The sequence below is a fragment of the Pseudomonas sp. LG1E9 genome, assembly GCF_003290225.1.
Classification (GTDB): domain Bacteria; phylum Pseudomonadota; class Gammaproteobacteria; order Pseudomonadales; family Pseudomonadaceae; genus Aquipseudomonas; species Aquipseudomonas cyclaminis.
This window is the reverse complement of the sequence record NZ_CP029983.1, coordinates 1,209,329-1,236,145: the sequence shown is the minus strand read 5'-3', so window position 1 is coordinate 1,236,145 and position 26,817 is coordinate 1,209,329. Positions and strand designations below refer to the sequence as shown.

General features: G+C 61.7%; 24 protein-coding genes and 1 pseudogene. 19 read left to right on the top strand and 6 right to left on the bottom strand.

The features are described from left to right. Window positions 1-53 precede the first annotated feature (53 nt). The 3 genes from putA (at window position 54) to DNK50_RS05850 (ending at window position 6,365) form a co-directional block, all read left to right on the top strand. Entirely contained in the window at window positions 54-4,007 is a 3,954-nt protein-coding gene (putA, locus tag DNK50_RS05860) for a trifunctional transcriptional regulator/proline dehydrogenase/L-glutamate gamma-semialdehyde dehydrogenase (protein ID WP_112193084.1), read from the top strand. Between the two features lie 183 nt (window positions 4,008-4,190). Further along, the gene (locus DNK50_RS05855) at window positions 4,191-5,993 is read left to right on the top strand and encodes an acyl-CoA dehydrogenase (protein ID WP_112193083.1); all 1,803 of its coding nucleotides are present in this window, start codon (window positions 4,191-4,193) and stop codon (window positions 5,991-5,993) included. Window positions 5,994-6,164: 171 nt separating this feature from the next. Next, window positions 6,165-6,365 (top strand): hypothetical protein, encoded by a 201-nt coding sequence (locus DNK50_RS05850; protein WP_112193082.1) that lies wholly within the window; start codon window positions 6,165-6,167, stop codon window positions 6,363-6,365. Between the two features lie 55 nt (window positions 6,366-6,420). On the opposite strand, the gene DNK50_RS05845 is transcribed toward DNK50_RS05850, so the two are convergent. Further along, complete coding sequence (locus DNK50_RS05845) at window positions 6,421-6,714, bottom strand: cell division protein ZapA (RefSeq protein ID WP_112193081.1); 294 nt, start codon at window positions 6,712-6,714, stop codon at window positions 6,421-6,423. Continuing rightward, complete coding sequence (locus DNK50_RS05840) at window positions 6,711-6,941, bottom strand: hypothetical protein (protein WP_099583742.1); 231 nt, start codon at window positions 6,939-6,941, stop codon at window positions 6,711-6,713. Before DNK50_RS05840 ends, DNK50_RS05845 begins: the two co-directional genes overlap by 4 nt. A gap of 278 nt (window positions 6,942-7,219) precedes the next feature. On the opposite strand from DNK50_RS05840, the pseudogene DNK50_RS29425 reads away from it, so the two are divergent. From DNK50_RS29425 to selO, 5 genes and pseudogenes are all read left to right on the top strand, one after another. Next, window positions 7,220-7,942 (top strand): annotated as a pseudogene (locus DNK50_RS29425) (MCP four helix bundle domain-containing protein); the annotation flags it as partial. A gap of 30 nt (window positions 7,943-7,972) precedes the next feature. Next, entirely contained in the window at window positions 7,973-8,845 is an 873-nt protein-coding gene (locus DNK50_RS29420; RefSeq protein WP_371926581.1) for a methyl-accepting chemotaxis protein, read from the top strand. Window positions 8,846-9,018: 173 nt separating this feature from the next. Continuing rightward, window positions 9,019-10,761 carry a potassium/proton antiporter gene (locus DNK50_RS05830; RefSeq protein ID WP_112193079.1) on the top strand — a complete coding sequence of 581 codons (1,743 nt, stop codon included), beginning with the start codon at window positions 9,019-9,021 and terminating at the stop codon, window positions 10,759-10,761. A gap of 52 nt (window positions 10,762-10,813) precedes the next feature. Then, on the top strand, window positions 10,814-14,197 hold the full coding sequence (gene mscK / locus DNK50_RS05825; RefSeq protein ID WP_112193078.1) for a mechanosensitive channel MscK: 3,384 nt from the start codon (window positions 10,814-10,816) through the stop codon (window positions 14,195-14,197). Window positions 14,198-14,245: 48 nt separating this feature from the next. Then, on the top strand, window positions 14,246-15,709 hold the full coding sequence (gene selO / locus DNK50_RS05820) for a protein adenylyltransferase SelO (RefSeq protein ID WP_112193077.1): 1,464 nt from the start codon (window positions 14,246-14,248) through the stop codon (window positions 15,707-15,709). Between the two features lie 5 nt (window positions 15,710-15,714). Here selO and DNK50_RS05815 read toward each other — a convergent pair whose 3' ends face one another. Beyond that, complete coding sequence (locus DNK50_RS05815) at window positions 15,715-16,116, bottom strand: type II toxin-antitoxin system HigA family antitoxin (protein WP_099583747.1); 402 nt, start codon at window positions 16,114-16,116, stop codon at window positions 15,715-15,717. Continuing rightward, entirely contained in the window at window positions 16,113-16,409 is a 297-nt protein-coding gene (locus DNK50_RS05810) for a type II toxin-antitoxin system HigB family toxin (protein ID WP_099583748.1), read from the bottom strand. The genes DNK50_RS05815 and DNK50_RS05810 overlap by 4 nt, the downstream gene beginning before the upstream one ends. A 236-nt stretch (window positions 16,410-16,645) precedes the next feature. Here DNK50_RS05810 and trxC point away from each other — a divergent pair, with 236 nt between their 5' ends. After that, complete coding sequence (trxC, locus tag DNK50_RS05805; RefSeq protein ID WP_099583749.1) at window positions 16,646-17,080, top strand: thioredoxin TrxC; 435 nt, start codon at window positions 16,646-16,648, stop codon at window positions 17,078-17,080. Window positions 17,081-17,211: 131 nt separating this feature from the next. Here the strand turns inward: trxC and DNK50_RS05800 are convergent, their stop codons facing one another. Together DNK50_RS05800 and DNK50_RS05795 are read right to left on the bottom strand one after the other, a co-directional pair. Further along, entirely contained in the window at window positions 17,212-17,433 is a 222-nt protein-coding gene (locus tag DNK50_RS05800) for a DUF6124 family protein (protein ID WP_112193076.1), read from the bottom strand. A 455-nt stretch (window positions 17,434-17,888) separates the two neighbouring features. Continuing rightward, the gene (locus DNK50_RS05795; RefSeq protein ID WP_099583750.1) at window positions 17,889-18,659 is read right to left on the bottom strand and encodes a ParA family protein; all 771 of its coding nucleotides are present in this window, start codon (window positions 18,657-18,659) and stop codon (window positions 17,889-17,891) included. Window positions 18,660-18,986: 327 nt separating this feature from the next. Between DNK50_RS05795 and DNK50_RS05790 the strand changes: the two genes are divergently transcribed. From DNK50_RS05790 to DNK50_RS05745, 10 genes are read left to right on the top strand one after another with little or no spacing between them, the layout of a single operon-like run. Continuing rightward, a complete protein-coding gene (locus DNK50_RS05790) occupies window positions 18,987-19,706 on the top strand; it encodes a beta-ketoacyl synthase chain length factor (RefSeq protein ID WP_112193075.1) in 720 nt (239 codons plus the stop codon). Continuing rightward, window positions 19,682-20,494 (top strand): 1-acyl-sn-glycerol-3-phosphate acyltransferase, encoded by an 813-nt coding sequence (locus DNK50_RS05785; protein WP_099583752.1) that lies wholly within the window; start codon window positions 19,682-19,684, stop codon window positions 20,492-20,494. Before DNK50_RS05790 ends, DNK50_RS05785 begins: the two co-directional genes overlap by 25 nt. Further along, window positions 20,472-20,741: a phosphopantetheine-binding protein gene (locus DNK50_RS05780; RefSeq protein ID WP_112193074.1), complete on the top strand. Its 270-nt coding sequence runs from the start codon at window positions 20,472-20,474 to the stop codon at window positions 20,739-20,741. Before DNK50_RS05785 ends, DNK50_RS05780 begins: the two co-directional genes overlap by 23 nt. A 9-nt stretch (window positions 20,742-20,750) precedes the next feature. After that, window positions 20,751-21,005, top strand: a complete 255-nt coding sequence (locus DNK50_RS05775) for an acyl carrier protein (protein ID WP_112193073.1) — start codon at window positions 20,751-20,753, stop codon at window positions 21,003-21,005. Next, window positions 21,002-21,547 (top strand): hypothetical protein, encoded by a 546-nt coding sequence (locus DNK50_RS05770; RefSeq protein ID WP_099583753.1) that lies wholly within the window; start codon window positions 21,002-21,004, stop codon window positions 21,545-21,547. The genes DNK50_RS05775 and DNK50_RS05770 overlap by 4 nt, the downstream gene beginning before the upstream one ends. Then, window positions 21,544-23,214, top strand: a complete 1,671-nt coding sequence (locus tag DNK50_RS05765; protein ID WP_112193072.1) for an acyl-CoA synthetase family protein — start codon at window positions 21,544-21,546, stop codon at window positions 23,212-23,214. Before DNK50_RS05770 ends, DNK50_RS05765 begins: the two co-directional genes overlap by 4 nt. Then, complete coding sequence (locus tag DNK50_RS05760; RefSeq protein WP_099583755.1) at window positions 23,207-23,941, top strand: glycosyltransferase family 2 protein; 735 nt, start codon at window positions 23,207-23,209, stop codon at window positions 23,939-23,941. Before DNK50_RS05765 ends, DNK50_RS05760 begins: the two co-directional genes overlap by 8 nt. Further along, window positions 23,938-24,873 (top strand): glycosyl transferase, encoded by a 936-nt coding sequence (locus tag DNK50_RS05755; protein ID WP_112196898.1) that lies wholly within the window; start codon window positions 23,938-23,940, stop codon window positions 24,871-24,873. Before DNK50_RS05760 ends, DNK50_RS05755 begins: the two co-directional genes overlap by 4 nt. Next, window positions 24,857-26,398, top strand: coding sequence for a histidine ammonia-lyase (gene hutH / locus DNK50_RS05750; protein WP_112193071.1), 1,542 nt, complete (start codon window positions 24,857-24,859; stop codon window positions 26,396-26,398). Before DNK50_RS05755 ends, hutH begins: the two co-directional genes overlap by 17 nt. Continuing rightward, window positions 26,391-26,816 carry a thioesterase family protein gene (locus tag DNK50_RS05745; RefSeq protein ID WP_099583759.1) on the top strand — a complete coding sequence of 142 codons (426 nt, stop codon included), beginning with the start codon at window positions 26,391-26,393 and terminating at the stop codon, window positions 26,814-26,816. Before hutH ends, DNK50_RS05745 begins: the two co-directional genes overlap by 8 nt. Window position 26,817 lies beyond the last annotated feature (1 nt).

Sequence of the window (26,817 nt, the reverse complement as noted above, 5' to 3'; positions counted from 1 at the left end):
AATCTTGCCGCCAGCTGATGCCACTCGGTAGTGGCACCCATGAGGATAAGAAAATGGCGACGACCACCCTTGGGGTCAAACTCGACGACCCGACCCGCGAACGCCTGAAGGCTGCCGCGACCTCCATTGATCGCACGCCGCACTGGCTGATCAAGCAGGCGATTTTCAATTACCTGGAGAAACTGGAGGGTGGTGCAACCCTGACCGAACTCAACGGCTTGAGCAGCAAGGACGCCGATGATGCAGGTGAGGTCCAGGCGGACCACGCGCACCAATGCTTCCTTGAGTTCGCCGAGAGCATCCTGCCGCAGTCCGTACTGCGCGCCTCGATCACCGCCGCTTACCGTCGCCCTGAGCCGGAAGTGGTACCGATGCTGATCGAACAGGCCCGTCTGCCGGCCCCGATGGCCGAAGCTACCAACAAGCTGGCCGCCTCCATTGCAGAGAAACTGCGCAATCAAAAGAGTGCCGGCGGCCGTGCCGGTATTGTTCAGGGCCTGCTGCAAGAATTCTCGCTGTCGTCCCAGGAAGGCGTGGCGCTGATGTGCCTGGCCGAAGCGCTGCTGCGCATCCCGGACAAAGGCACCCGTGACGCGCTGATCCGCGACAAGATCAGCACCGGCAACTGGCACCCGCACCTGGGCAACAGCCCGTCGCTGTTCGTCAACGCCGCCACCTGGGGCCTGCTGCTGACCGGTAAACTGGTCGCCACCCATAACGAAGCGGGCTTGACCTCGTCCCTGAGCCGCATCATCGGCAAGAGCGGCGAGCCGATGATCCGCAAGGGCGTCGACATGGCCATGCGCCTGATGGGCGAGCAGTTCGTCACCGGCGAAACCATCGCCGAAGCCCTGGCCAACGCGAGCAAGTTCGAAGCCAAAGGCTTCCGCTATTCCTACGACATGCTCGGTGAAGCCGCACTCACCGAACACGATGCCCAGAAATACCTGGCGTCGTACGAACAAGCCATTCACTCCATCGGCAAAGCCTCTCACGGCCGTGGGATTTATGAAGGCCCGGGCATTTCCATCAAGCTGTCGGCACTGCACCCGCGTTACAGCCGGGCGCAGTACGAGCGTGTAATGGACGAGTTGTACCCGCGCCTGCTGTCCCTGACCCTGCTGGCCAAGCAATACGACATCGGCCTGAACATCGACGCCGAAGAAGCCGACCGCCTGGAGCTGTCCCTGGACCTGCTGGAGCGCCTGTGCTTCGAGCCGCAACTGACCGGCTGGAACGGCATCGGTTTCGTGATCCAGGCCTACCAGAAACGTTGCCCGTATGTGATCGACTACGTCATCGACCTGGCGCGCCGCAGCCGCCATCGCCTGATGATCCGCCTGGTGAAAGGTGCGTACTGGGACAGCGAAATCAAGCGCGCCCAGGTCGAAGGCCTGGAAGGCTACCCGGTCTACACCCGCAAGGTTTACACCGACGTTTCCTACATTGCCTGCGCACGCAAACTGCTGTCGGTGCCGGAAGTCATCTACCCGCAGTTCGCCACGCACAACGCCCATACCCTGTCGGCCATCTACCATATCGCCGGCCAGAACTATTACCCCGGCCAGTACGAGTTCCAATGCCTGCACGGCATGGGTGAGCCGTTGTACGAACAGGTTGTAGGCAAAGTATCCGAAGGCAAGTTGAACCGTCCGTGCCGCGTGTACGCACCGGTCGGCACCCACGAAACACTCCTGGCTTATCTGGTTCGACGCCTGCTGGAAAACGGCGCCAACACCTCGTTCGTCAATCGCATCGCCGACCAGTCCATCTCCATTCAGGAGCTGGTGGCCGACCCAGTGGCCAGCATCGAGCAAATGGCTACGCAGGAAGGCGGCTTCGGCTTGCCGCACCCGCGTATCCCCTTGCCGCGTGACCTTTACGGCAGCGACCGCGCCAACTCGGCGGGTATCGACCTGGCCAACGAACACCGCCTGGCGTCGCTGTCCTGCGCCTTGCTGGCGACCGCACACAACAACTGGAAAGCCGCGCCGATGCTGGGTTGCGCCTCCAGCGACCAGCCGTCTGCGCCGGTATTGAACCCGTCTGACCTGCGAGATGTGGTCGGCCAGGTTCAAGAAGCCACGGTCGAAGACGTCGACAACGCGATTCAATGCGCCATCAACGCGGGCCCGATCTGGCAGGCTACTCCGCCCGCCGAACGCGCTGCGATCCTGGAACGCGCCGCTGACCTGATGGAGGGCGAGATCCAGCCGCTGATGGGCCTGCTGGCTCGCGAAGCTGGCAAGACCTTCGCCAACGCCATTGCCGAAGTGCGTGAAGCCGTGGACTTCCTGCGTTACTACGCCGTACAGGCCCGTAACGACTTCACCAATGATGCCCACCGCCCACTGGGCCCGGTGGTCTGCATCAGCCCATGGAACTTCCCGCTGGCAATTTTCAGTGGTCAAGTTGCCGCCGCATTGGCTGCCGGCAACCCGGTACTGGCCAAGCCTGCCGAGCAAACCCCGCTGGTCGCTGCACAAGCCGTGCGCATCCTGCTGGAAGCCGGTATTCCGGAAGGCGTGCTGCAACTGCTGCCGGGCCAGGGCGAAAGCGTGGGTGCCCGCCTGGTGGGTGATGATCGCGTCAAAGGCGTGATGTTCACCGGCTCCACCGAAGTGGCGCGCCTGCTGCAACGCAATGTCGCCGGTCGTCTGGATGCCCAGGGTCGTCCGATCCCGTTGATCGCCGAAACCGGTGGCCAGAACGCGATGATCGTGGATTCTTCGGCGCTGACCGAGCAGGTGGTTATCGACGTAGTCTCTTCGGCCTTCGACAGTGCCGGCCAGCGTTGCTCGGCCCTGCGTGTACTGTGCCTGCAGGAAGATTCGGCAGACCGCGTCATCGAAATGCTCAAGGGCGCCATGGCTGAATGCCGCCTCGGCAACCCGGAACGCCTGTCGGTAGACATTGGCCCGGTGATCGACGCCGAAGCCAAAGCCGGCATCGAGAAACACATCCAGGCCATGCGCGACAAAGGCCGCAATGTGTACCAAGTGGCGATTGCCGATGGTGAAGAGGTCAAGCGCGGCACCTTCGTGATGCCAACCCTGATCGAGCTGGAAAGCTTCGACGAACTGCAACGCGAGATCTTCGGCCCGGTGCTGCACGTGGTGCGGTACAAGCGTAAAGAGATCGACCAACTGATCGGCCAGATCAACGCATCCGGTTACGGCCTGACCCTGGGCGTGCACACCCGTATCGACGAGACCATCGCCAAGGTGATCGACAACGTCAATGCCGGTAACGTCTACGTGAACCGTAACATCGTGGGTGCCGTGGTCGGCGTGCAACCGTTCGGCGGCGAAGGCTTGTCGGGTACCGGCCCGAAAGCCGGTGGCCCGCTGTACCTGTACCGCCTGCTGTCGACTCGTCCTACCGATGCGATCGAGCAATCCTTCGTACGTGGCGACAAGTTGGCTGCACCGGATGTACGTCTGCGCGACGCCATGAGCCAACCGCTGACCGCCCTGAAAGCCTGGGCTGACAGCCAGTCGTTCAACGAGCTGAGTGCCCTGTGCAGCCAGTTCGCCGCGCAGTCCCAGAGCGGTATCACCCGTCAACTGGCCGGCCCGACCGGCGAGCGCAACAGCTACGCCATCCTGCCCCGCGAGCACGTGTTGTGCCTGGCGGACGTGGAAGGCGATCTGTTGACGCAACTGGCGGCAGTGCTGGCGGTGGGTGGTTCTGCGGTATGGCCGGAAACTGACCTGACCAAGGCCTTGTTCCCACGCCTGCCTAAGGATATTCAGGCGAAGATCAAGCGCGTGGCTGACTGGACCAAGGACGAGGTGGTGTTTGACGCGGTCCTGCATCACGGTGATTCCGACCAACTGCGTGCGGTGTGCCAGCAAGTGGCACAGCGCGGTGGGGCGATTGTCGGCGTACACGGTTTGTCGCAAGGCGAAACGGCGATCGCGCTGGAGCGCCTGGTGATCGAGCGGGCGTTGAGCGTCAACACCGCTGCGGCGGGCGGCAACGCCAGCCTGATGACCATCGGCTAACTAATGTGGGAGGGGGCTTGCCCCCGATTGCAGTGGATCAGCCAACCTATCTCTGGCTGACACACCGCAATCGGGGGCAAGCCCCCTCCCACATTCTGGTCCTCCATCACCCAGATCAATCTTGCTATCCACCCTCCATTCGCACACTTAGACTCAGGCCAATTCCTTCAAAGGTAAGCCGCCATGTCCGAGACGCTGCTCAGTTCCCGCAATTTGGCTTTCGAGCTGTACGAAGTCCTCGATGCCGAGGGCCTGACCGAGCGCGAGCGGTTTGCCGAGCACAACCGCGAAACCTTCGATGCTGCCATCAGCACGGCCCGCTCCATCGCCGAAAAATATTTCGCGCCGCATAACCGCAAAAACGACGAAAACGAACCGCGCTACGAAGACGGTCAGGCGATCCTGATCCCGGAAGTCAAACCGGCCGTGGATGCCTTCCTGGAGGCCGGCTTCCTCAATGCCGCCCGCAGTTTCGAAGCCGGTGGCATGCAGTTGCCGACCTTGCTGTCCCAGGCCTGCTTTGCGCACTTCCAGTCGGCCAACGCAGCGTCTACTTCCTACCCGTTCCTGACCATGGGCGCGGCCAACCTGATCGAAAGCTTCGGCACCGAGGAGCAGAAGCAACGCTTCCTGCAACCGATGATCGACGGACGCTTCTTCGGCACCATGGCCCTGACCGAACCCCACGCGGGCTCATCGCTGTCGGATATTCGTACACGCGCCGAACCTGCGGCTGACGGCAGCTATCGCCTCAAGGGCAACAAGATCTTTATCTCCGGGGGCGACCATCCGCTGTCGGAAAACATCGTGCACATGGTGCTGGCCAAGCTGCCGGACGCGCCGGCCGGGGTGAAGGGCATTTCGCTGTTTATCGTGCCCAAATTCCTGGTCAACGATGACGGCAGCCTCGGTGCACGCAACGACGTGTTGTTGGCCGGGCTGTTTCACAAGATGGGCTGGCGCGGCACCACGTCGACCGCGCTGAATTTCGGCGATAACGACAACTGTGTCGGCTATCTGGTGGGCAAGCCACACCAGGGGCTGAGCTGCATGTTCCAGATGATGAACGAAGCGCGCATCGGCGTCGGCATGGGCGCGGTCATGCTCGGTTACGCCGGCTACCTGTATTCCCTGGAATACGCCCGCGAACGCCCGCAAGGCCGTCTGCCTGATAGCAAAGATCCTACAACGGCGCCGGTCTCGATCATCCAGCACGCTGACATCAAGCGCATGCTGCTGACCCAAAAAGCCTACGTCGAAGGCGCCTTCGACCTGGGTCTGTACGCCGCGCGCCTATTCGATGACACCACCACACTGGCAACCGAGACCGAGCGCAAACAGGCCCACGAGCTGCTGGACCTGCTCACGCCCATCGTCAAATCCTGGCCCTCGGAGTTCTGCCTCAAGGCTAACGAACTGGCGATCCAGATCCTCGGCGGCCACGGCTACACCCGCGAATACCCGGTGGAACAGTACTACCGCGACAACCGCCTGAACCCGATCCACGAAGGCACCCACGGCATCCAGTCCCTGGATTTGCTCGGGCGCAAGCTGGCGCAGAATGGCGGCGCGGGGCTAAAGCAACTGATCCGCCTGATCGCCGAAACCGGCGCCCGCGCCCAGGAGTACCCATCACTTACCGCCATCAGAGAACCGCTGGAACACCTGGTAGCGCGCCTGCAACAAGTCACCCTGGGCCTGCTGACGGATCTCGCCCACGGCAAGGTCAACAGCAGCCTGGCGAACTCGGCGCTGTACCTGAAAGTGTTCGGCCATACGGTGATTGGCTGGCGCTGGCTGGAGCAGGCGATTCGCGCCGAAGAAGGGCTGGCCAGGGGCAATGCGGCGGATGTTGCCTTCTATAAAGGCAAGCTCCAGGCCGCCCGTTACTTCCTGACCTGGGAAGTACCGAGCTGCCATCATGAACTGGCGATTCTGGAGGCACGCGATGATACGTGCCTGGGGATGCGGGATGCGTGGTTCTAATAGCGGCGAAATAGTCTGGGCGTGCGAGCTAATGAACAAGAGTTCTAAACAACTGTGATTTCTGACAGTTACCGAGGAGACTTTTCAAGGGGTAGGCTTTCAGGTGTTGAGAGCGTGTTCACACTGGCTTCCATACCAATGACCTACTGCTGCCCATTTTGAGGAATCAACATGAAAACCGCCCCGAAAATTATTCTCGTCGATAAGAGCGGCGGTCCTTCGATCGCAAGAGATATAACGCTTGATGAATACTTGATCTATGCCAACGCAGGCGATGTCCTGGACGTTTTGGGAAATGAGAAAACAGTAATTAACAAAGTTTTCAAATTTAAAGCCTTCGACGAATACAGCATCGAAATCGTGTACGAGTAAACATCGGAAAAAGCCTGGCGCGCGCTGAAAAACGTTGCGCGCCAGCATGCTTTTACTATGGCTGCCCAATCACCTTGGAGATTACATCGACCGTGGCGCTGACTTGCTCTTGGTAACGGTCGAGTTCCTGTTGATGAGCCTGCTGCAATTCGATCTGCTCGGCGCACAGGTTCAGCGCCGCCAGCACCAGTAATTTGTCACCGATCAGGGTCGGGTACTTTTTCTTGGTGGTGGCCAGGGAGGCCTTGAGCATGGTCACGGCGTGCATCAGGGTCTTGTCTTCCCCCGCTGGCGCCTTGATCGAGTAATCCTCTCCGAGAATCGAAACGACCTTTATCCCTTCATTCATGCGCTGACAGGCCCTGCGCTCACACGCTCAACCAACGCCTGGATACGGGCAGCGGTAGCGCCGTGTTTTTCTTCCTGCTCCATCAGGCTCAGTTGCAGGCTGTCGTTCTCATCCTTGGCGTTGGCCAGTTCGGCCTTGAGGGATTCGTTGCGGCCCAGCAGGTCTTGATTCTGCTGTACCAGGTCGCTGACCAGTTGTTCCAATTGGCTGAGGGATGCTTCTAACATTTTGATTTCTCGGGCTTTTTCAAAGGGCGGTGACGATAAAGAAAATTCACCTCGGATGCCAGGGTTATCCCCGGCGCGCAGCCCGATTTTTAAGGGCCGGGCCGCACTTTCGAGCCTTAGTGACTGCATTTACCCGATCTGGTTCCTGAATCGGCCAAACCCCTCGTCAGATGCGACAAAAACGCACATGCCCCTTTAGACTTTAGTCGTAGGACCGATAGAGAGGCACACCCCGTCTCACCCCCCGCACGGATCGCGCTTCTCCCCAGGATTCCCGCATGTCGCTTCGTAATATGAATATCGCTCCGAGGGCCTTCCTCGGCTTTGCGTTTATTGGTGCACTGATGCTGTTTCTCGGTGTGTTCGCCCTGAACCAGATGAGCAAGATCCGTGGCGCGACCGAAGACATCACCCTGTCCAGCGTGCCAAGCATCCGTGCGCTTGATGAGTTCACACAACTGACCCTGCGCCTGCGGGTGCTGTCGTACCGCTTGCTGACCAACCGCGAGCCGGACGTACAGCAAAAGACCCTGGAGTCCTTCGAGCTGCGCAACCAGCAGATCCGCACCGCCCAGGACGTCTACGAAAAACTGATCGAAAGCAGCGAAGAGCGCTCTACCTACAACGAATACGTGCGCTTGCTCGGCCAGTACCATCAGATCGAAGAGCGCATGAAGAGCCTGTCCCGCGCCAATCAGGTGGAGGAGTTGCGTACGCTGCTCAATACCGAGCTGCTGAGCAACTCCGAGCAAGTCAACGCAGTGCTCACCCGTTTGCTGGATATCAACAACAAGATGGCCCTGGCGACTAACCAGGAGGCGGAAGACCAATACAACGCGGCCTTCGACCTGGTCGTGGGCCTGCTGGTGATCGCTACGGCGCTGACCGTGCTGTTTGCCTGGCTGTTGACCCGCAGCATCACCGTCCCGATCGCCCAGGCGCTGGAAGCCGCCGAAGAAGTGGCCGAAGGTAACCTGACGCGGCCGATCAAGGTTGATGGCAACGACGAAGCCGGACGCCTGCTCGCCGCCATGGCCAAGATGCAGGACAAGCTGCGCGACACCCTGCAACGCATCGCCGGCTCTGCCACCCAGTTGGCTTCCGCCGCCGAAGAGCTGAACGCCGTCACCGACGAAAGCGCCCGTGGCCTGACCCAGCAGAACAACGAAATCGAGCAAGCCGCCACCGCCGTCAACGAGATGACCAGCGCCGTCGAAGAAGTTGCGCGCAATGCGGTGAGCACTTCCGAAGCCTCGCGCAATGCCACCTCTTCGGCCGGCGATGGCCGTGACCTGGTACAGGAAACCGTCAGCGCCATCGAACGCATGAGCGGCGACGTACAAGCCACCGCCACGCTGATTGGCGACCTGGCCAATGAGTCGCGGGATATCGGCAAGGTGCTGGACGTGATTCGCGGTCTGGCCGACCAGACCAACCTGCTGGCCCTGAATGCCGCCATCGAAGCAGCGCGCGCCGGTGAAGCCGGGCGTGGGTTTGCGGTGGTGGCCGATGAAGTACGCGCCCTCGCCCATCGCACCCAGCAGTCCACCAGCGAGATCGAGCGGATGATCGGCAGTATCCAGGCCGGCACCGAGCACGCGGTGGACTCGATGCGTAACAGCACCGAACGTGCTGAATCAACACTGAACATCGCCAAAGGCGCAGGGATGTCGCTGGACACCATCAACACGGCGATTGTGCAGATCAATGAACGTAACCTGGTGATCGCCAGCGCAGCGGAAGAGCAGGCGCAGGTGGCACGGGAAGTAGACCGCAACCTGGTGAACATTCGTGACCTGTCGGTGCAGTCGGCGACCGGCGCCAGCCAGACCAGTGCGGCGAGCAGTGAGTTGTCGCGGTTGGCGGTGGATTTGAATGGGATGGTGGGGCGGTTCCGCCTCTAACTGAATGCACTCAGTTAAAAATGTAGGAGGGGGCTTGCCCCCTCCCACATTCAGATCTGCGCCCGGCGTTAAAAGCTTTTTGACAGCACCGCAATTCAACAGGTTAGAATCCCTGGCACGCAGACTGCATGGTCAGTTTGCGTCCCGTCTTGTTTGCTTATGGAGTACTGCCTTTGAATGCGACGACCATCAACAGCCTGTTCTTGATCGGCGCGTTGCTGGTGAGTGCGAGCATTCTGGTGAGTTCTCTTTCGTCGCGCCTGGGGATTCCGATCCTGGTGATCATCCTGGCCGTGGGCATGGTCGCCGGCGTCGATGGCGGCGGCATCATTTTCGACAACTACCCGACCGCCTACCTGGTGGGCAACCTCGCACTGGCCGTGATCCTGCTCGACGGTGGCTTGCGCACGCGGGTGGCGAGTTTCCGCGTGGCACTCTGGCCGGCGTTGTCCCTGGCCACGGTGGGGGTGTTGATCACCACCGGCCTCACCGGCATGGCGGCAGCCTGGCTGTTTGACCTCAATATTATCCAAGGCTTGTTGATTGGCGCGATTGTCGGTTCCACCGACGCCGCGGCGGTGTTCTCGCTGCTCGGCGGCAAGGGCCTGAACGAACGGGTTACCGCCACGCTGGAAATCGAATCCGGCAGCAACGACCCAATGGCGGTGTTCCTCACCGTCACCCTGATCGACATGCTCGCCAGCGGCCAGACCGGCCTGCACTGGAGCCTGCTGACGCATCTGGTGCGCGAATTCGGCATCGGCGGCATGGTTGGCCTGGGCGGCGGCTGGCTGATGCTGCAGATGGTCAACCGCATCAACCTGGCCACCGGCCTGTATCCAATCCTGGTGATCGCCGGTGGCCTGTTCGTCTTCGCCCTGACCAACGCCTTGCACGGCAGCGGTTTCCTCGCCGTTTACCTGTGCGGCCTGGTGATCGGCAACCGCCCGGTGCGCAGCCGTCATGGCATCTTGCATATGCTCGACGGCATGGCCTGGCTCGCACAGATCGGCATGTTCCTGGTGCTGGGCCTGTTGGTCACGCCCCATGATTTGCTGCCAATCGCCCTGCCGGCCCTGGGCTTGGCGCTGTGGATGATCCTGTTTGCGCGGCCGTTGTCGGTGATGGTCGGCCTGCTGCCGTTCAAGGCATTCCACGGTCGCGAAAAAGGCTTTATCGCGTGGGTCGGCCTGCGCGGCGCGGTGCCGATCATTCTCGCGGTGTTCCCGCTGATGGCCGGCCTGCCCCATGCGCAGCTGTACTTCAACCTGGCGTTCTTTATCGTGCTGGTGTCACTGCTGGTACAAGGCACGAGCCTGCCGTGGGTGGCCAAGTTGCTGAAAGTGACCGTACCACCGGACCCGGCGCCGATCTCCCGTGCAGCCCTGGAAGTACACGTTACCAGCGAGTGGGAGCTGTTCGTGTACCGCCTGGGCGCCGAAAAATGGTGCATCGGCGCAGCCCTGCGCGAGCTGAAAATGCCCGAAGGCACGCGGATTGCGGCACTGTTCCGTGGCCAGCAACTGCTCCATCCGTCGGGTAGTACGGTGCTGGAAGTCGGCGATCTGCTCTGTGTGATCGGCCATGAACACAACCTGCCAGCCCTCGGCAAACTGTTCAGCCAGGCACCGCAACGCGGCCTCGACCTGCGCTTCTTCGGCGACTTCGTGCTGGAAGGCGACGCCCAGCTGGGCGCGGTTTCGGCCCTGTACGGCCTGAAGTTGGAGGGCATCGATCCGGACATGCCACTGAGCAGCTTCATCACCCAAAAAGTCGGCGGCGCCCCCATCGTCGGCGACCAGGTGGAGTGGAACAACACCATCTGGACCGTCGCGGTCATGGACGGGAACAAGATCGGCAAAGTGGGCGTCAGATTCCCCGAAGGAAGTCGCCCGGGCCCCGGACTCTTCCTCTAAACTGCGGAGCGACAGCACGCTCCCGATTCTTCACCTTGCAAGACCGGTGTCTATGCCAACCCTGCGCACGTTTCTCGCCACTGCCCTGCTGGGCCTGACCCTTTGTTTTGGCAGCGTCTACGCCGCCGACCCGCCCAGCGCCGATGCCATCCAGCAAACCCTGGACAAGCTGCCCGACCGCAAGCTGCCCGACGCCGACATGAAGGCGCTGCAAACCATCCTGCAGCAGACCCTGACGTATCTGGGCAACCAGCAGGATTACGAGCAGCGCCTGGTCGAGCTCAAGCGCCAGCTGGAAGACGCGCCGCGCCAGACCAGCGAAAACCAGCGCGAGCTGACCCGCCTCAAGGCTACCAAAATCATCCCGGTGGCCCAGCGCTATGCCACGCTGCCGGTGCCGCAGCTTGAGCAATTGCTGGTGCAGCGCACCACCCAGCAAGGCGACCTGCAAAAAGACCTGGCCGAAGCCAACAGCCTGACCATCGCCGCCCAGACCCGCCCCGAACGCGCCCAGACCGAAATCAGCAGCAGCCAGACGCGCATCCTGCAGATCAATTCGACGCTAAAGGCCGGCAAGGACAATGGCAAAGCGCTTAACAGCGACCAACGCAACCAACTGAACGCCGAGCTCGCCGCACTCAATGCACTGATACCCCTGCGCCGCCAGGAACTGGCCGGCAACAGCCAGCTGCAAGACCTGGGCAACAGCCAGCATGACCTGGTGGTGGAAAAAATCGCGCGCCTGGAACAAGAGATCCAGGACCTGCAAACCCTGATCAACCAGAAGCGCCTGGCCCAGTCCCAACAGACCGTGACCCAGCAGTCCATCGAAGCGCAAAAGGCCGGAGGCAGCAGCCTGTTGGCCACGGAAAGTGCGGCCAACCTGAAGCTCTCCGACTACCTGCTCAAAAGCACCGACCGCCTCAACGACCTGACCCAGAAGAACCTGCAGACCAAGCAGCAACTGGACACCGTGACCCAGAGCGACTCAGCCCTGGATGAGCAAATCAGTGTGCTCAAAGGCAGCCTGCTGCTGTCGAAGATTCTGTATAAGCAAAAACAGGCACTGCCGCGCCTGACCGTGGACCGTGACCTGGCCGACGACATTGCCAACATTCGCCTGTACCAGTTCGAGGTCAACCAGCAACGCGAACTGATCAGTTCCCCCGGTACTTATGTCGACAACCTGCTGGCCAACCAGCCACCGGACGACGTCACCCCGCAACTGCGCCGCACCCTGCTGGAACTGGCGGTCACCCGCAGCGACCTGTTGGAGCGCCTGAGCCGCGAGCTGAGTGCACTGCTCAACGAATCCATCACCCTGCAACTCAACCAGAAACAACTGCTCAGCACCGCCACCACCCTGCGCGCCACGCTCGACGAGCAGATGTTCTGGATCCCGAGCAACAAGCCGCTGGACACCGAGTGGCTGGAGACCGTGCCGGCGCACCTGAGCAAGCAAGTCACCACCCTGCCCTGGGCCTCCAGCGTCAGTGAGCTGTATGACGGCCTGACCCAGCGCCCATTGCTGTTCCTGCCGCTGTTGCTGTTGATCGGCTTCCTGCTGTGGCGGCGCACCGCGCTGTACGCCCGCCTGAAAAGGGTCCACCTGGACATCGGCCACTTCAAACGCGACAGCCAGTGGCACACGCCGCAGGCGATCCTGGTGAATATCCTGCTGGCGATGCCGGTAGCCCTGGGCCTGGCGCTGTGCGGTTATGCGCTGCAAATCGACGCCCGTGGGCAAAACGCCAACCTGGGCGCGGCATTGCTGCAGATCGCCCAGGCGTGGCTGGTGTTCTACACCGCCTACCGCATCCTGGCGCCGGGCGGCGTGGCCGAACTGCATTTTCGCTGGGAAAAACCCCAGGTCGAATTCCTGCAAGGCTGGGTGCGTAAACTCGGCCTGGTCGTACTGGCGCTGGTGGCCGTGGTGGCGATTGCCGAGCATCAACCGGCGGCACTGGCCGACGACGTGCTAGGCATCGCCGTGGTCCTGACGTGCTATGCGCTGATGGCCTGGCTGCTCGGGCGCCTGCTGTTGCACAGCCCGACCCACGAAAAAGCCTCGCTGTTCCGCAAAGCCGTGGGCCTGCTGTTTACCGCACTGCCCATCGCGCTGTTTATTGCCGTGTGCTTCGGCTACTACTACACCGCCCTGAAACTCAGCGACCGGTTGATCAACACCCTGTACCTGCTGATGTTCTGGCTGGTGATCGAAGCCACCTTCGTGCGTGGCCTGGGCGTTGCCGCCCGCCGCCTGGCCTATGCCCGAGCCCTGGCCAAACGCCAGGCCGCCAAGGAAGCCGGTGATGGCGAAGCCGTGATCGAAGAACCGACCCTGGACATCGAACAGGTCAACGAACAGTCCATGCGCCTGATTCGCCTGGCCCTGCTTGGCGGCTTTATCGCCGCGCTGTACTGGGTGTGGTCGGACCTGATCTCGGTGTTTTCCTACCTGGATAACGTCACGCTGTACGAATACACCAGCGGCACGGGTGCGAATATCAGCATGGTGCCTATCAGCATCGGCGACTTGCTCGGCGCGCTGATCATCATCGGCATCACCTTCGCCCTGGCGCGCAACCTGCCCGGTCTGCTGGAGGTGCTGGTACTGTCCAAGCTGGACCTGGCCCAGGGCAGCGCCTACGCCACCACCACCTTGCTGTCCTATGTGATTGCCGGCGTGGGCTTCGTGTCTACCCTGTCTACCCTCGGCGTGAGCTGGGACAAGTTGCAATGGCTGGTGGCCGCACTGTCAGTGGGCCTGGGCTTCGGCATGCAGGAGATCTTCGCCAACTTCATCTCCGGCATCATGATCCTGTTCGAACGCCCGGTGCGTATCGGCGACACCATCACCATCGGCAACCTGTCGGGCACGGTGAGCAAGATCCGCATCCGCGCCACCACCATCACCGACTTCGACCGCAAGGACATCATTGTCCCGAACAAGACGTTCATTACCGGGCAACTGATCAACTGGTCGCTGACCGACACCATCACCCGCGTCACCCTGAAGCTGGGCGTGGACTACGGCTCTGATCTGGACCTGGTGAGGGAATTGCTGCTCAAGGCTGCCAGGGAAAACCCACGGGTTCTGAAGGAGCCGGAACCTCACGTGTATTTCCTCAACTTCGGCGAAAGCACCCTCGACCACGAGCTGCGCATGCACGTGCGCGACCTCGGTGACCGCAACCCGGTGCTGGACGAGGTCAACCGCTATATCAACCGCGAGTTCAAGAAGCAGCACATCAACATCTCGTTCCGGCAGATGGAGGTGTACCTCAAGAACATGCACGGCCAGGAGTACAAACTGGTGCCGGTCGAGGATGATCGCAAGACCATCGCCGCGCCTGCCGCAGAGCAGGACGCCCCCGAGCCGCCGCCCGGTAAAGTCGAAGACGCACCGGAACCGCCACCGAGCAAACTCGACTAAACGCCCTATCCCCAGCAGAATGTTCGGACATTCTGCTGGAGATGGCCGGTGAAAGCCCTCGACGAACTGACCTTCGACAACCGCTTCGCACGCCTGGGCGACGCGTTCTCAACCCACGTTTTGCCCGAGCCCCTCGACGAGCCGCGCCTTGTCGTGGCGAGCGATGCCGCCATGGCCCTGCTCGACCTCGACCCGACAGTGGCCGACACGCCGGTATTCGCCGAGCTGTTCGGCGGCCACAAGCTGTGGGCCGAGGCGGAACCGCGGGCGATGGTCTACTCCGGGCACCAGTTCGGCGGCTATACCCCGCAGTTGGGCGATGGCCGTGGGTTGTTGCTCGGCGAGGTGTACAACCAGGCCGGCGAGCATTGGGACCTGCACCTCAAGGGCGCCGGAATGACGCCTTACTCGCGGATGGGCGATGGCCGTGCGGTTTTGCGCTCGTCGATTCGGGAGTTTCTTGCCTCTGAAGCACTCCACGCGCTGGGCATCCCCAGTAGCCGTGCGCTGTGCGTGATCGGCTCCAGCACGCCGGTATGGCGCGAAAAACAGGAGCGCGGGGCGATGGTGCTGCGCCTGGCGCCGAGCCATATCCGCTTCGGGCATTTCGAATATTTCTACTACACCAAGAAACCAGAGCAGCAGGCGGAACTGGCCGAGCACGTGCTTTCACTGCACTACCCCGAGTGCAAGGAACAGCCTGAACCTTACCTCGCGATGTTCCGCGAAATCGTCGAACGCAATGCCGAGATGATCGCCAAATGGCAGGCCTATGGCTTCTGCCATGGCGTGATGAACACCGACAACATGTCGATCCTGGGCATAACATTCGACTTCGGGCCGTTTGCGTTTCTGGATGATTTTGACGCGCACTTCATCTGCAACCATTCCGACCATGAAGGACGCTACTCGTTTAGCAACCAAGTGCCGATTGGCCAGTGGAACCTCAGCGCACTGGCCCAGGCGCTGACGCCGTTTATCAGCGTTGAAGCCTTGAAGGAAGCCCTGGGCCTATACCTGCCGTTCTACCAGGCCCACTACCTCGACCTGATGCGCCGCCGCCTGGGGCTGACCACCGCCGAAGACGACGACCAGAAATTGGTGGAGCGCCTGCTCAAGCTGATGCAGAACAGCGGCGTGGACTACACCCTGTTCTTCCGCCGTTTGGGGGATGAATCCGCGGCGCTGGCCGTGGCGCGTTTGCGCGATGATTTTGTCGACATGGCCGGGTTTGACGCCTGGGCCGAGCAGTACAAGGAACGTGTCGCACGGGATGGGAACTGCAGCGAAGAACAGCGCCGTGAGCGGATGCACGCAGTGAACCCGTTGTACATCCTGCGCAACTACCTGGCACAGAACGCTATCACCGCCGCAGAATCAGGCGATTACAGCGAAGTGCGGCGGCTGCATGAGGTGCTTTCCAAGCCGTTTGAGGAACAGGCGGGAATGGAACAATACGCGCAGCGGCCGCCGGATTGGGGCAAGCATTTGGAGATAAGTTGTTCGTCGTGAAACCTTTAGATAAAGGTTTCCACTGAAACACCGAAACGCTCCGCCAGCCAACGAATCTGCCGCACGTTGAGCTGGCGCTTGCCGCTCAGTACTTCGGACACAACCGATTGAGCACCAACGCCCGGCAAGTCGCTCTGGGTGAGGTTGTGCTCGCGCATCATATAGCGCAGCACATCTACACCACTGGCGACGGGCATTGGCCGATGCGCATGATCATAGGCTTCGATCCAATCGCTGAGGATGTCCACCAAACTCATGAGCGGGCTGTCCTCATCTTCACCGATTAGGCTCAATAACTCGTCCAGGCAGCCTACCATCGCGTCGTAGTCTGCCTCGTTTTCCGGCTTTCGTAGTACTGGCGATACGAATTGCCAGTGTTCGACCGCGACTCGCATAAGCGCGCTCATCTGATTTTTTCCTTCCATTTGTCTTTCTCATAATCGCGGTGATCAAGCAGGTGCTTGATGTAAACGTGCTGCACCTGATACTCCACGCTAGCAATCAACCTAAGCTTGTTGCCTCCAATATCAAATACATGAAACGCTCCGACCTTATCGGTGGCGGGGAACATGGTTTTCATCGCCGCAAAGTCTTTGGGGGAATTTCGCTTGATGATGCGATACCACTGATCCAAAGCCGCTGCGGAACGGGGCCATTTTTCCTTTGCTTCCCAAATCCTTTTTTCACTGATGACTCGCATGCAACATCCTTATCGCATCGTGCTATGGAGGCTAAACCCGAATTGCGACTATCGCAATTTGCTATAGCCACAAGCAGACCAATGGTTCAAGACAAAACCGGCTCTAGCAGCCTAGATAGACAATCTCGCTTCGACATGGGCAGAACTGTGAGCGGATGAGTCGCATCTGCCTGACTTGATAAACCTAGCCCCCGACTCCAAATACAGTGCCATTGGCCACTTCCAAGGAGCCCTCAATGTCTGAACCTCTCGTCATCCCCTGCCCTCACTGCAACGGCCTCAACCGCATCCCCGGCGAACGCCTGGGAGATGCGCCCAAATGCGGGCGTTGTAAGCAACAGGTGTTGTTGAATAAGCCTTTTGAGCTGAAACAAGGCGACTACGCCAGCCAGATCAAGGGCGACCTGCCGCTTCTGGTCGATGTGTGGGCCGACTGGTGCGGGCCGTGCAAGTCGTTCGCGCCGGTGTTTGAACAGGCGGCCGGGCAGTTGGAGGCCAAGTGTCGGCTGGCCAAGCTCGACAGCGAGGCCAATCAGCAGTTGTCGGCGCAGTTGGGGATTCGCTCGATTCCCAGTTTGATTCTGTTCAAGAACGGCCGCGAAGTGGCGCGCCAGAGCGGCGCGTTTCCGTTGCCGCAGTTGATGAGCTGGTTGCGCAGCCAAGGGGTGTAAACCAGCCCCTCAATCAACGGGATCAAATGTGGGAGGGGGCTTGCCCCCGATGGCAGTGGATCAGTACCAGGTGGGCTGGCTGACACACTGCTATCGGGGGCAAGCCCCCTCCCACACTTTTTTGACCGCGCCTACCTTGAGGCCAGCGGTACTTCGCGGTCCATCATCTGGCCCACCAGCAGCACGCCCAGCTCACTCAATTGATGAATAGCCAAGGCTACGTCGCGGTGTTCGCCAGTGAGGTCGTTGGATAGGTTGAGCAATAGCGTGCGCACAGAGGACAAGGTTTCGTAGCTGTTGAGCACGAGGGTTTCGGTGGGGAGGTCGGGTGCAACGGCGTAAAGGTTAACCATGGAACGTCTCCGAGTAAGCGCCGCAACCAGCCGCTACTAAACGGAGGGTGGCAGCTGTACGCAGGTTAGTAGACCGGGGAGACTCACCGGCGCGCTCGAAAGCGCCCTCCGTACAGCCACCATCAAATACAGGACAGTCCTGATCAATGATTTGCTGTACGTCTCACCACAGGCTACTAAACCCGATCACTGAACATTCAGTGACCGGCAAACCTTAGAGACGACCATCCAGACGCACAAGCCGGGCGATTCTGGCTTAGCTGTAGGCAATGAGACAAGGCACACGCCCTATTGCAAGACCGTTCCTACAGCCCCAGTGGGGCAAATCCACATCCACCAGCAGAAATACAATACAAATGTGGGAGGGGGCTTGCCCCCGATGGCAGTGGATCAGTACCAGGTGGGCTGGCTGACACACTGCTATCGGGGGCGATAAGCCCCCTCCCACACTCGATCTAGGCGCTTTCCAGCAGGTTATGCAACTCCACAAACTGCTGCGTCAGCTTATGCCGAGGGTCCAGGTGGATCAGCGGCTTGCTCTCCTGGTGCGACTCGCGCATGCGCACCGAACTGGCCAGGTACACCGGCAGCACCGGCAAGCCTTCGGCGATCAACTCCTCCAGCATCTGCTGCGGCAGGCTCGCTCGGGCCTGGAACTGGTTGACCACGATGCCTTCCACTTCAAGGCCTTCGTTGTGGTCTTCCTTCAATTCTTCGATTTCAGCCAGCAGGCCATACAAGGCCTGACGCGAGAAGCTGTCGCAATCGAAGGGGATCAGCACACGATCAGCGGCAATCAATGCCGAAACCGCATAAAAATTCAGTGCTGGCGGCGTATCGAGATAGATCCGGTCGTAATCTTCGGCCAGTTCATCCAGCAACTTTCGCAGTTTGTTGATCTTGTGCTTGGCTTCAAGCTTAGGCTGCAGGTCCGCCAGCTCTGCGGTGGCGGTGATCACGTGCAGGTTGTCGAACGGCGTTTCGTAGATATCGACCTTGTTCTTCTTCGAAAACGGTCCGGAAGACAGGGTTTGCTTGAAAAAGTCCGCGATCCCCATGGGGATGTCGTTGCCGGTCAGCCCGGTGAGGTACTGGGTAGAGTTGGCTTGTGCATCGAGGTCCACCAACAGGGTTCGATAGCCTTCGCTGGCGCTGACCGCCGCCAGGTTGCAGGCGATGCTGGACTTGCCAACGCCGCCTTTCTGATTGAACACCACACGCCGCATGGAAAAACCTCCGTGTATCAATGAATGTCCGAGTGTAGAGGGCAAAAGCGCCTGTTAGCTACCTCGTTCAACAATGCATCGCTGCATCAAAGGCAAGTCACGTACGAGTGATTAGGAACGGGCCGACAAGCCAACCCAGCCGTCCATAACGGACAATCTGTAAATCTTTACCAACAATTTGTATTCCGCCGTGAACAAACCTTTACCAAAGTTTGCTAGAACCCCACGGCACCGGGATAATGCGCGCCATTCGGCGATTGCTCCCTGTCCCGGTATTCGGGGCCAAAAGCCGCACATGGAAGCCCGCAGGGGCGGGATAACTTCTCAGTGATCAACTTCAATATCGCCCAATGGCGCGCCTGGGCCCCAGGGCTGGAGAGTGCGCACGACTGGCACGCCTGGTGCCAGGCCCCTGCGCTGCTGCCCGCCAGCGATGCCTCGCCCGACGTGTCGTTCCTGCCTGCTATGCAGCGCCGCCGCCTGAGCCGGCTGGCACGCATGGCGTTCAGCGTGGGCTGGCCGCTGGCCGAAGGCCTGCAAGACCTGCCGCTGGTGTTTATTTCCCGGCATGGCGAAACCCCGCGCACCCTCGACATCCTCAGCGACCTGGCCAACGACCAGCCGCTGTCCCCGACCCAATTCAGCCTGTCGGTGCATAACGCCGTGATTGGCCTGTGGTCGATCCTGCGTAATGAAACCAGTGAAATGACTGCCCTCGCCGCAGCCGGCGACGGCCTGGAGCACGGCATGCTCGAAGCCGCCGCGCTGCTCAACGAAGGCGCCCCGGCGGTATTGCTGGTGATCACCGAAGAACAGCCGCCCGAGGCCTACGCCAGTTGGATCGTTGACGTGCCCTTCCCCTACGCCCTCGGCCTGCTGCTGACCCCAGGCGACGAGTGGCAACTGGAACTCACGCCCGGCACTGTCCAAGCCACTCAAACCCAGTGGCCCCATGCCCTGAACCTGCTGCGCACCCTGCTCACCGAACAGGGTGCCTGCCAACATGCCTGGAAGAACCGTGTATGGAACTGGCAACGCAAGCCCTGACCGACAAGCCACGGGACGCCTACTACTGGCGCCTGTTCGCCACCGCCGCCAGCTTCTTCCTGTTTGGTGTCGGTGGGCTGTGCCTGCGTTTGCTGGTGTTTCCGGTGCTCAGTTGCCTGCCGGGCAGCGCCGACAAGCATCAGCGTCGCGCCCGTCACACCATCAGCAAGCTGTTCTGGTTCTTTATTCGCCTGATGCAACGCGCGGGCGTGCTGACCTACAGCGTCGAAGGCGCCGAGAAACTCGGTCGCCCTGGCCAGATGATCGTCGCCAACCATCCGTCGCTGATCGATGTGGTGTTCCTGATCGGCCTGATGCGCCAGACCAACTGTGTGGTCAAGCAGAGCCTGTGGCAGAACCCGTTCACCCGTGGGCCGATACGCGATGCCGGCTATATCAGCAATGACGGCAGCGCAGAGATGCTGGATGCCGCCGCCGACGCCCTGCGCGAAGGCCAGACGCTGATCATCTTCCCTGAAGGCACCCGCACCACGCCCGGCGCAGCGCCCGCCTTTCATCGCGGCGGCGCCGCCATTGCGCTGCGGGGTGCGACAATCATCACCCCCGTGGTGATCAAGGTCAGCCCCACCACCTTGACCAAGGCCGAACCCTGGTATCGCATCCCAAAGCGCCGTTTTCACTTCAGTTTGCGCGTGGGGGCCGATATAGAACCACAGGCGTTCGCAACACTGGGGCCCGCGCCTCAGGCTTCACGCAAGCTCAACGATTACCTGCACCATTATTTCATTAAGGAGCTCGCCGAAGATGAGCGACCAACACCGCCTTGAGCACGACATAAAGAAGCTGATCATCGAGGCCCTGGGCCTGGAAGACATCAGCGCCGACGACATTGGTAGCGACCAAACCCTGTTCGGCGAAGGCCTGGGCCTGGATTCGGTAGACGCCCTGGAATTGGGCCTGGCGATTCAGAAAAAGTACGGCATCAAGATCGATGCCGACGCCAAGGACACCCGTAATCACTTCACCAACGTGGCGAGCCTTGCGGCGTTCGTCACGGCCAGACAGGCAGCTTGAGACCGGACCATGCAAACTCGTGACGATATTTTCAACACCCTGCGCGATGCCTTGGTGGAATTGTTTGAACTCACCCCGGAGCGCGTCACCCTGGACGCCAATCTGTATCAAGACCTGGAAATCGACAGCATCGATGCCGTGGACCTGATCGACCACATCAAGCGCCAGACCGGCAAGAAGATTGCCGCCGAAGAGTTCAAGGCCGTGCGCACCGTGAACGACGTGGTAGAGGCGGTGTACCGTCTGGTCCAACCCGCCGCATGAGCCGGCTGATCGGCCTTGGCCTGTTGTTGGCGGGGCTGCTGTACCCCTTCGCGGTGTATTACGGCACTGAGCACTTTGCACCGTGGCAATTCGGGCTGCTGCTGGGCAGCCTCTGGCTGTTGCGCGCGTTTACCGGCGCACCACGCCCCGGCAGCCGCTGGATGGCGTTGGCGGTGATCGTGTTTTGCTTGTTGCTGGCCTGGTTCGACAACCCGCACTTGCTGCGCTGGTACCCGAGCCTGGTCAGTGCGTTCATGTTGGCGCTCTTTGGGCTGAGCCTGAAATACGGCCCGCCGATGGTGGAGCGCCTGGCCCGCATGACCGACCCGCAACTGCCGCCCCATGCGATTGTGTATACACGCCAGGTCACCGTGGTGTGGAGCGTGTTTTTTCTGTGTAATGGCCTGCTCGCCGCCGCCCTCACCCTGTGGGCGCCGTTGAGCTGGTGGACGTTGTACAACGGCCTGATCGCCTACGGGCTGATGGGTTTGTTGTTTGCCGTGGAATGGCTGGTACGACAAAGGGTTCGAGGCCGCATATGAATGGGTTGAAACTTGAGCACTTGCTGCTTGAGCCGCTGCAACAGCGTTGGGTCACGACCGAACCTGCCATGAATCACGCCCAGCTGTGGGAGCAATCCCTCAGTCTGGCCGCGGGCCTGCAAGCGCGCGGCATTCGGCGCCTGGCGGTGCACCTGGAAGATGCCGGTGTGCTGGCGATCGCCCTGCTGGGCGCCTGGCGCGCCGGGGTCAGCGTGCTGCTGCCTGCCGATCTGCAGCCCCAGACCCGCCAACGCTGGGCCGATGCCGTCGATGCCTGGCTGGTCGACGCTGCCGATCTCGACGCGCTGTACCAGGCGCCGTTGCCTGGCGCCGCGCTCGACCTGGACAGCTGCCAGCTGAGCCTGTGCACCTCCGGCTCAAGCGGCGAACCCAAGCGTATCGACAAGACCCTGCGGCAACTGGCCAACGAGGTTCAAGCGCTGGAAACCTTGTGGGGTGCGGACCTTAAAGACGCCTGCATCATTGGCAGCGTCGCCACCCAGCACATCTATGGGTTGCTATTCCGCGTGCTGTGGCCGCTGTGCGCCGGTCGCACCTTTATGCGCAAGCAATTGGCCTTCCCCGAAGACTTGCAGCGTGCCAGCCGCGAGCACACGCAGTTCGCCTGGGTGGCCAGCCCGGCACTGCTCAAGCGCATGGGCGACAACCTCGACTGGCCGGCGCTGAGCAAGGTGTCGCGGGTGTTTTCCTCCGGCGGCGCCTTACCCGTCGAAGCCGCCGCCAGTCTTTACGAGCGTTTGCAGCAATGGCCGACGGAAATCCTCGGCAGCTCGGAAACCGGCGGCATCGCCTGGCGCCAAGGTGCGCAACCCTGGCAGCCGTTTGCCGGTGTGGCGCTGAGCCAGGACGCCGACGGCGCGCTGCGCATCGCCTCGCCTTACCTGCCCGCAGGGCATATCGAACAAACCGCTGACGCTGCGCGCATCCACGCCGATGGCCGCTTCGAGCTGCTCGGCCGCCTGGACCGCATCGTCAAACTGGAAGAAAAACGCATCTCCCTGCCCATGCTGGAGCAGGCGCTGATGACTCACCCCTGGGTCGCGGAAACGCGCCTGGGCGTGGTGCAAGAGAGCCGCGCCTCACTCGGCGCCCTGGTAGTGCTGAGCGCCGAGGGTTTGCACGCCCTGCGCAACCAAGGCCGCCGCAGCCTCACTCAAACCCTGCGCCAACATCTGAGCCAGCATTGCGAAGCCCTGGCCCTGCCCCGTCGCTGGCGTCTGCTGCGCCAGTTACCGCTGAACGCCCAAGGCAAGTTGCCCCAGGCCGATGTGACCGCGTTGCTGCTGGCGCCACGGCCAAAGGCGCCGCAGGTGCTAGAGCAGAGCGAAGCCAATGGCGAATGGACCGTGCAACTGAGCGTGCCGCCGGACCTGGCCTACTTCAGCGGGCACTTCCCGGTCACGCCGGTGCTGCCGGGCGTGGTGCAGGTGGAATGGGCGTTCAACCTGGGCCAGCAATTGCTCGACCTGCCCGCGACCTTCGCCGGCATGGAAGTGCTCAAGTTCCAGCAACTGGTGCGACCGGGCGACCGTATCGAACTGCACCTGCGCTTCGACCGGGAGCGCGGCAAGCTGTACTTCGCCTACCGCAACGGCGTCGCGGCGTGTTCCAGTGGCCGGATCCAACTGGTGGCCGAGCATGCATAAGCCCTGTGCCCTGATCCCGGTCTATAACCATGAAGCCGCAGTGCCAGCCGTGGTGAGCAGCCTGTTGAACAGCGGCCTGCCGTGCCTGCTGGTAGACGACGGCAGCAGCCCGGCGTGCGCCGCCGTGTTGGCGCAGTTGGCGACCCTGGATAACGTCACCCTGCTGACCCTGCCGAGCAACCAAGGCAAGGGCGGCGCAGTGATGGCCGGCTTCCGCGAAGCCGCGCGCCTGGGCTACTCCCACGCCCTGCAAGTGGACGCCGACGGCCAGCATGATTTGCGCGAAGTCGAGACGTTTGTGGACACCTCCCGCAGACACCCCGACGCGATTATCTGCGGCTATCCCGAATACGACGAGAGCGTGCCCAAAGGCCGCCTGTACGCCCGCTACCTGACCCACGTGTGGGTGTGGATCAACACACTGTCGCTGCAGATCCGCGACTCGATGTGCGGCTTTCGCGTGTACCCGCTGGCACCGGTGCTGGCGCTGATGGACTCGGCCTATATCGGCACGCGCATGGACTTCGATTCCGACATCCTGGTGCGCCTGGCCTGGCGCAACCAGCCGATGCGCTGGCTGCCGACCCAAGTGCATTACCCCACTGACGGCCTGTCGCACTTTCGTCTGTTCCATGACAACGTGCGTATCAGCGCCATGCACACGCGGCTGTTCTTCGGCATGTTGGTGCGTGCGCCGATGATCCTGTGGCGGCGGTGGCAGGCATGAGTGACAACACCCGCCACTGGGCCGACCGCGAAGAGCGCGGCAGCTACTGGCTGATGAAATTCACCGCCTTCGCGGCCAAAATCCTTGGCCGCCGCCTGCTGAGCCCGGTGCTGTATGGCATCGTGCTGTACTTCTTCCTGTTTGGCCGCAGCGCGCGCCAGAGCGCCTGGCAATACCAACAGCGCCTGGCCGAGTGGAGCGGGCGCGATGAGTTGCGCCCCAGCCACCGCAAAGTATTTGGCCAGTTCATGGCCTTCGCCGATTCCCTGCTCGACAAACTCGACGTGTGGAACCGCAAGCTGCGCCTGGAACAGATCGAAATCAACGACCCCGCGCAATTGCGTGGGCAACTGCGTGGCGAGCGCGGGCAGATGCTGGTGGGCGCACACCTGGGCAACCTCGAAGTGTGCCGTGCCCTGGCCGAGATCGGTGAGCAAGTCACCATGAACGTGCTGGTGCATACCAAGCACGCCGAACAATTCAACCGCCTGCTGGGCGAAGCCGGTGCTACCCATTTGCGCCTGATCCAGGTCAGCGAGCTGGACCCGGCGACCATGTTGCTGCTCAGCCAGCGCCTGGACGAAGGTGAGTGGCTGGCGATTGCCGGCGACCGCGTGCCCCTGCACGGCGGGCGCACGGTGCGCGTGGACTTTCTCGGCCATGACGCCGCGTTCCCTCAAGGTCCGTGGCTGCTGGCCGGCCTGCTCAAATGCCCGGTCAACCTGCTGATGTGCCTCAAGCACAATGGCCGTTACCGCCTGACGATCGAACCGTTCACACCCTTGATCGAATGGAAACGCAGCACCCGCGAGCAGGTCATCGCTCAGTGGACCGCACGCTACGCCGCACGCCTGGGCCAGTTCTGCCTACAAGCGCCCCAACAATGGTTCAACTTTTACCCTTTCTGGAAGACCGATGACGACGCATCTTGAGCCGGTAACCTTTGGCGAACGCCCCCTGCGCATCGAAGACGTGCTGGCCCTGGCCAACCGTCAGGCGCCCACCCAGTTGCAGGGCGACGCCGCGTATCGCCAGCGCATCGCCAAGGGCGCGCAGTTTCTCGACTCGCTGCTGGACAAGGAAGGCGTGATCTACGGCGTAACCACCGGCTACGGCGACTCGTGCGTGGTAGCGGTGCCGTTGCAGCACGTCGAGGCCCTGCCCCGTCACCTGTACACCTTCCACGGTTGCGGCCTGGGCAAACTGCTCGATGCACAGGCCACCCGCGCCGTGCTGGCCGCGCGTTTGCAGTCGCTGTGCCACGGCGTTTCCGGCGTGCGTGTCGAGCTGCTGGAGCGCCTGCATGCGTTCCTGGAACACGACGTGCTGCCGCTGATCCCGGAAGAGGGCTCGGTGGGTGCCAGCGGTGATCTGACGCCGCTGTCCTACGTGGCCGCGACCCTGTCGGGCGAACGTGAGGTGATGTTCCGTGGCGAACGTCGCCAGGCTGCCGATGTGCACCGCGAGCTGGGTTGGGACCCGCTGGTGTTGCGTCCCAAGGAAGCCCTGGCGCTGATGAACGGCACCGCCGTCATGACCGGCCTCGCCTGCCTGGCCTTCGCCCGCGCCGACTACCTGCTGCAACTGGCCACGCGCATCACCGCGCTGAACGTGGTGGCGCTGCAAGGCAACCCGGAACACTTCGACGAGCGCCTGTTCGCCGCCAAGCCGCACCCTGGGCAGATGCAAGTCGCGGCCTGGCTGCGCAAGGATCTGGCGATTGATGCGCCGACCGCGCCGCTGCACCGCCTGCAGGATCGTTATTCGCTGCGCTGCGCGCCCCATGTGCTCGGCGTGTTGGCCGACAGCCTGAACTGGCTGCGTTCGTTTATCGAGATCGAGCTGAACAGCGCCAACGACAACCCGATCATCGACGCCGAAGAAGAGCGCGTGCTGCACGGTGGGCACTTCTACGGCGGGCATATCGCCTTTGCCATGGACAGCCTCAAGACTCTGGTGGCCAACGTCGCCGACCTGCTCGACCGCCAACTCGCGCTGCTGGTGGACGTGCGTTACAACCACGGCCTGCCGAGCAACCTGTCGGGCGCGCCCGCCGACCGCGCCATGATCAACCACGGCTTCAAGGCCGTGCAGATCGGCACCAGCGCCTGGACCGCCGAAGCGCTGAAAAACACCATGCCGGCCAGCGTGTTCTCGCGCTCTACCGAGTGCCATAACCAGGACAAGGTCAGCATGGGCACCATCGCCGCCCGCGATGCAATCCGCGTGCTGGAGCTGACCGAACAGGTCGCCGCCGCCACCTTGCTCGCCGCCAACCAAGGTGTGTGGCTGCGCGCCCAGGCCGAGGATGCGCGGCCGCTGCCACCGGCGCTGGCCGCCATGCACGAGGAACTGGCCAAGGACTTCCCGCCAGTGATCGAAGACCGCGCCCTGGAAGGCGAACTGCGCCTGTGTCTGCAACGCATCGCCGAGCAACACTGGAGGCTGCATGCGTAGCCCCGGCGTACTGCACAGCGACACACACATCCTGGTGCCGTTTTTTGATGTCGACACCATGAACGTGGTGTGGCACGGGCACTACGTGAAATACCTCGAAGTGGCGCGCTGCGCGCTGCTGGACAAGATCGGCCACAACTACACGGCGATGCTCGAAGCCGGCTACGCCTGGCCGGTGATCGACATGCAGCTGCGCTATGTGCGCGGCGCGGTGTTTGGCCAGACCATCAACGTGCGCGCCAGCCTGGTGGAATGGGAGAACCGTTTGAAGGTCAATTACCTGATTACGGACCTGGCCAGCGGCGAGCGCCTGACCCGCGCCACCACCGTGCAGGTGGCGGTGGAGATGGCCAGCCGCGAGATGCAGTTGGCCTCGCCCAAAATATTCACTGACGCCGTAGAGAGAGCCTTGAAATGAG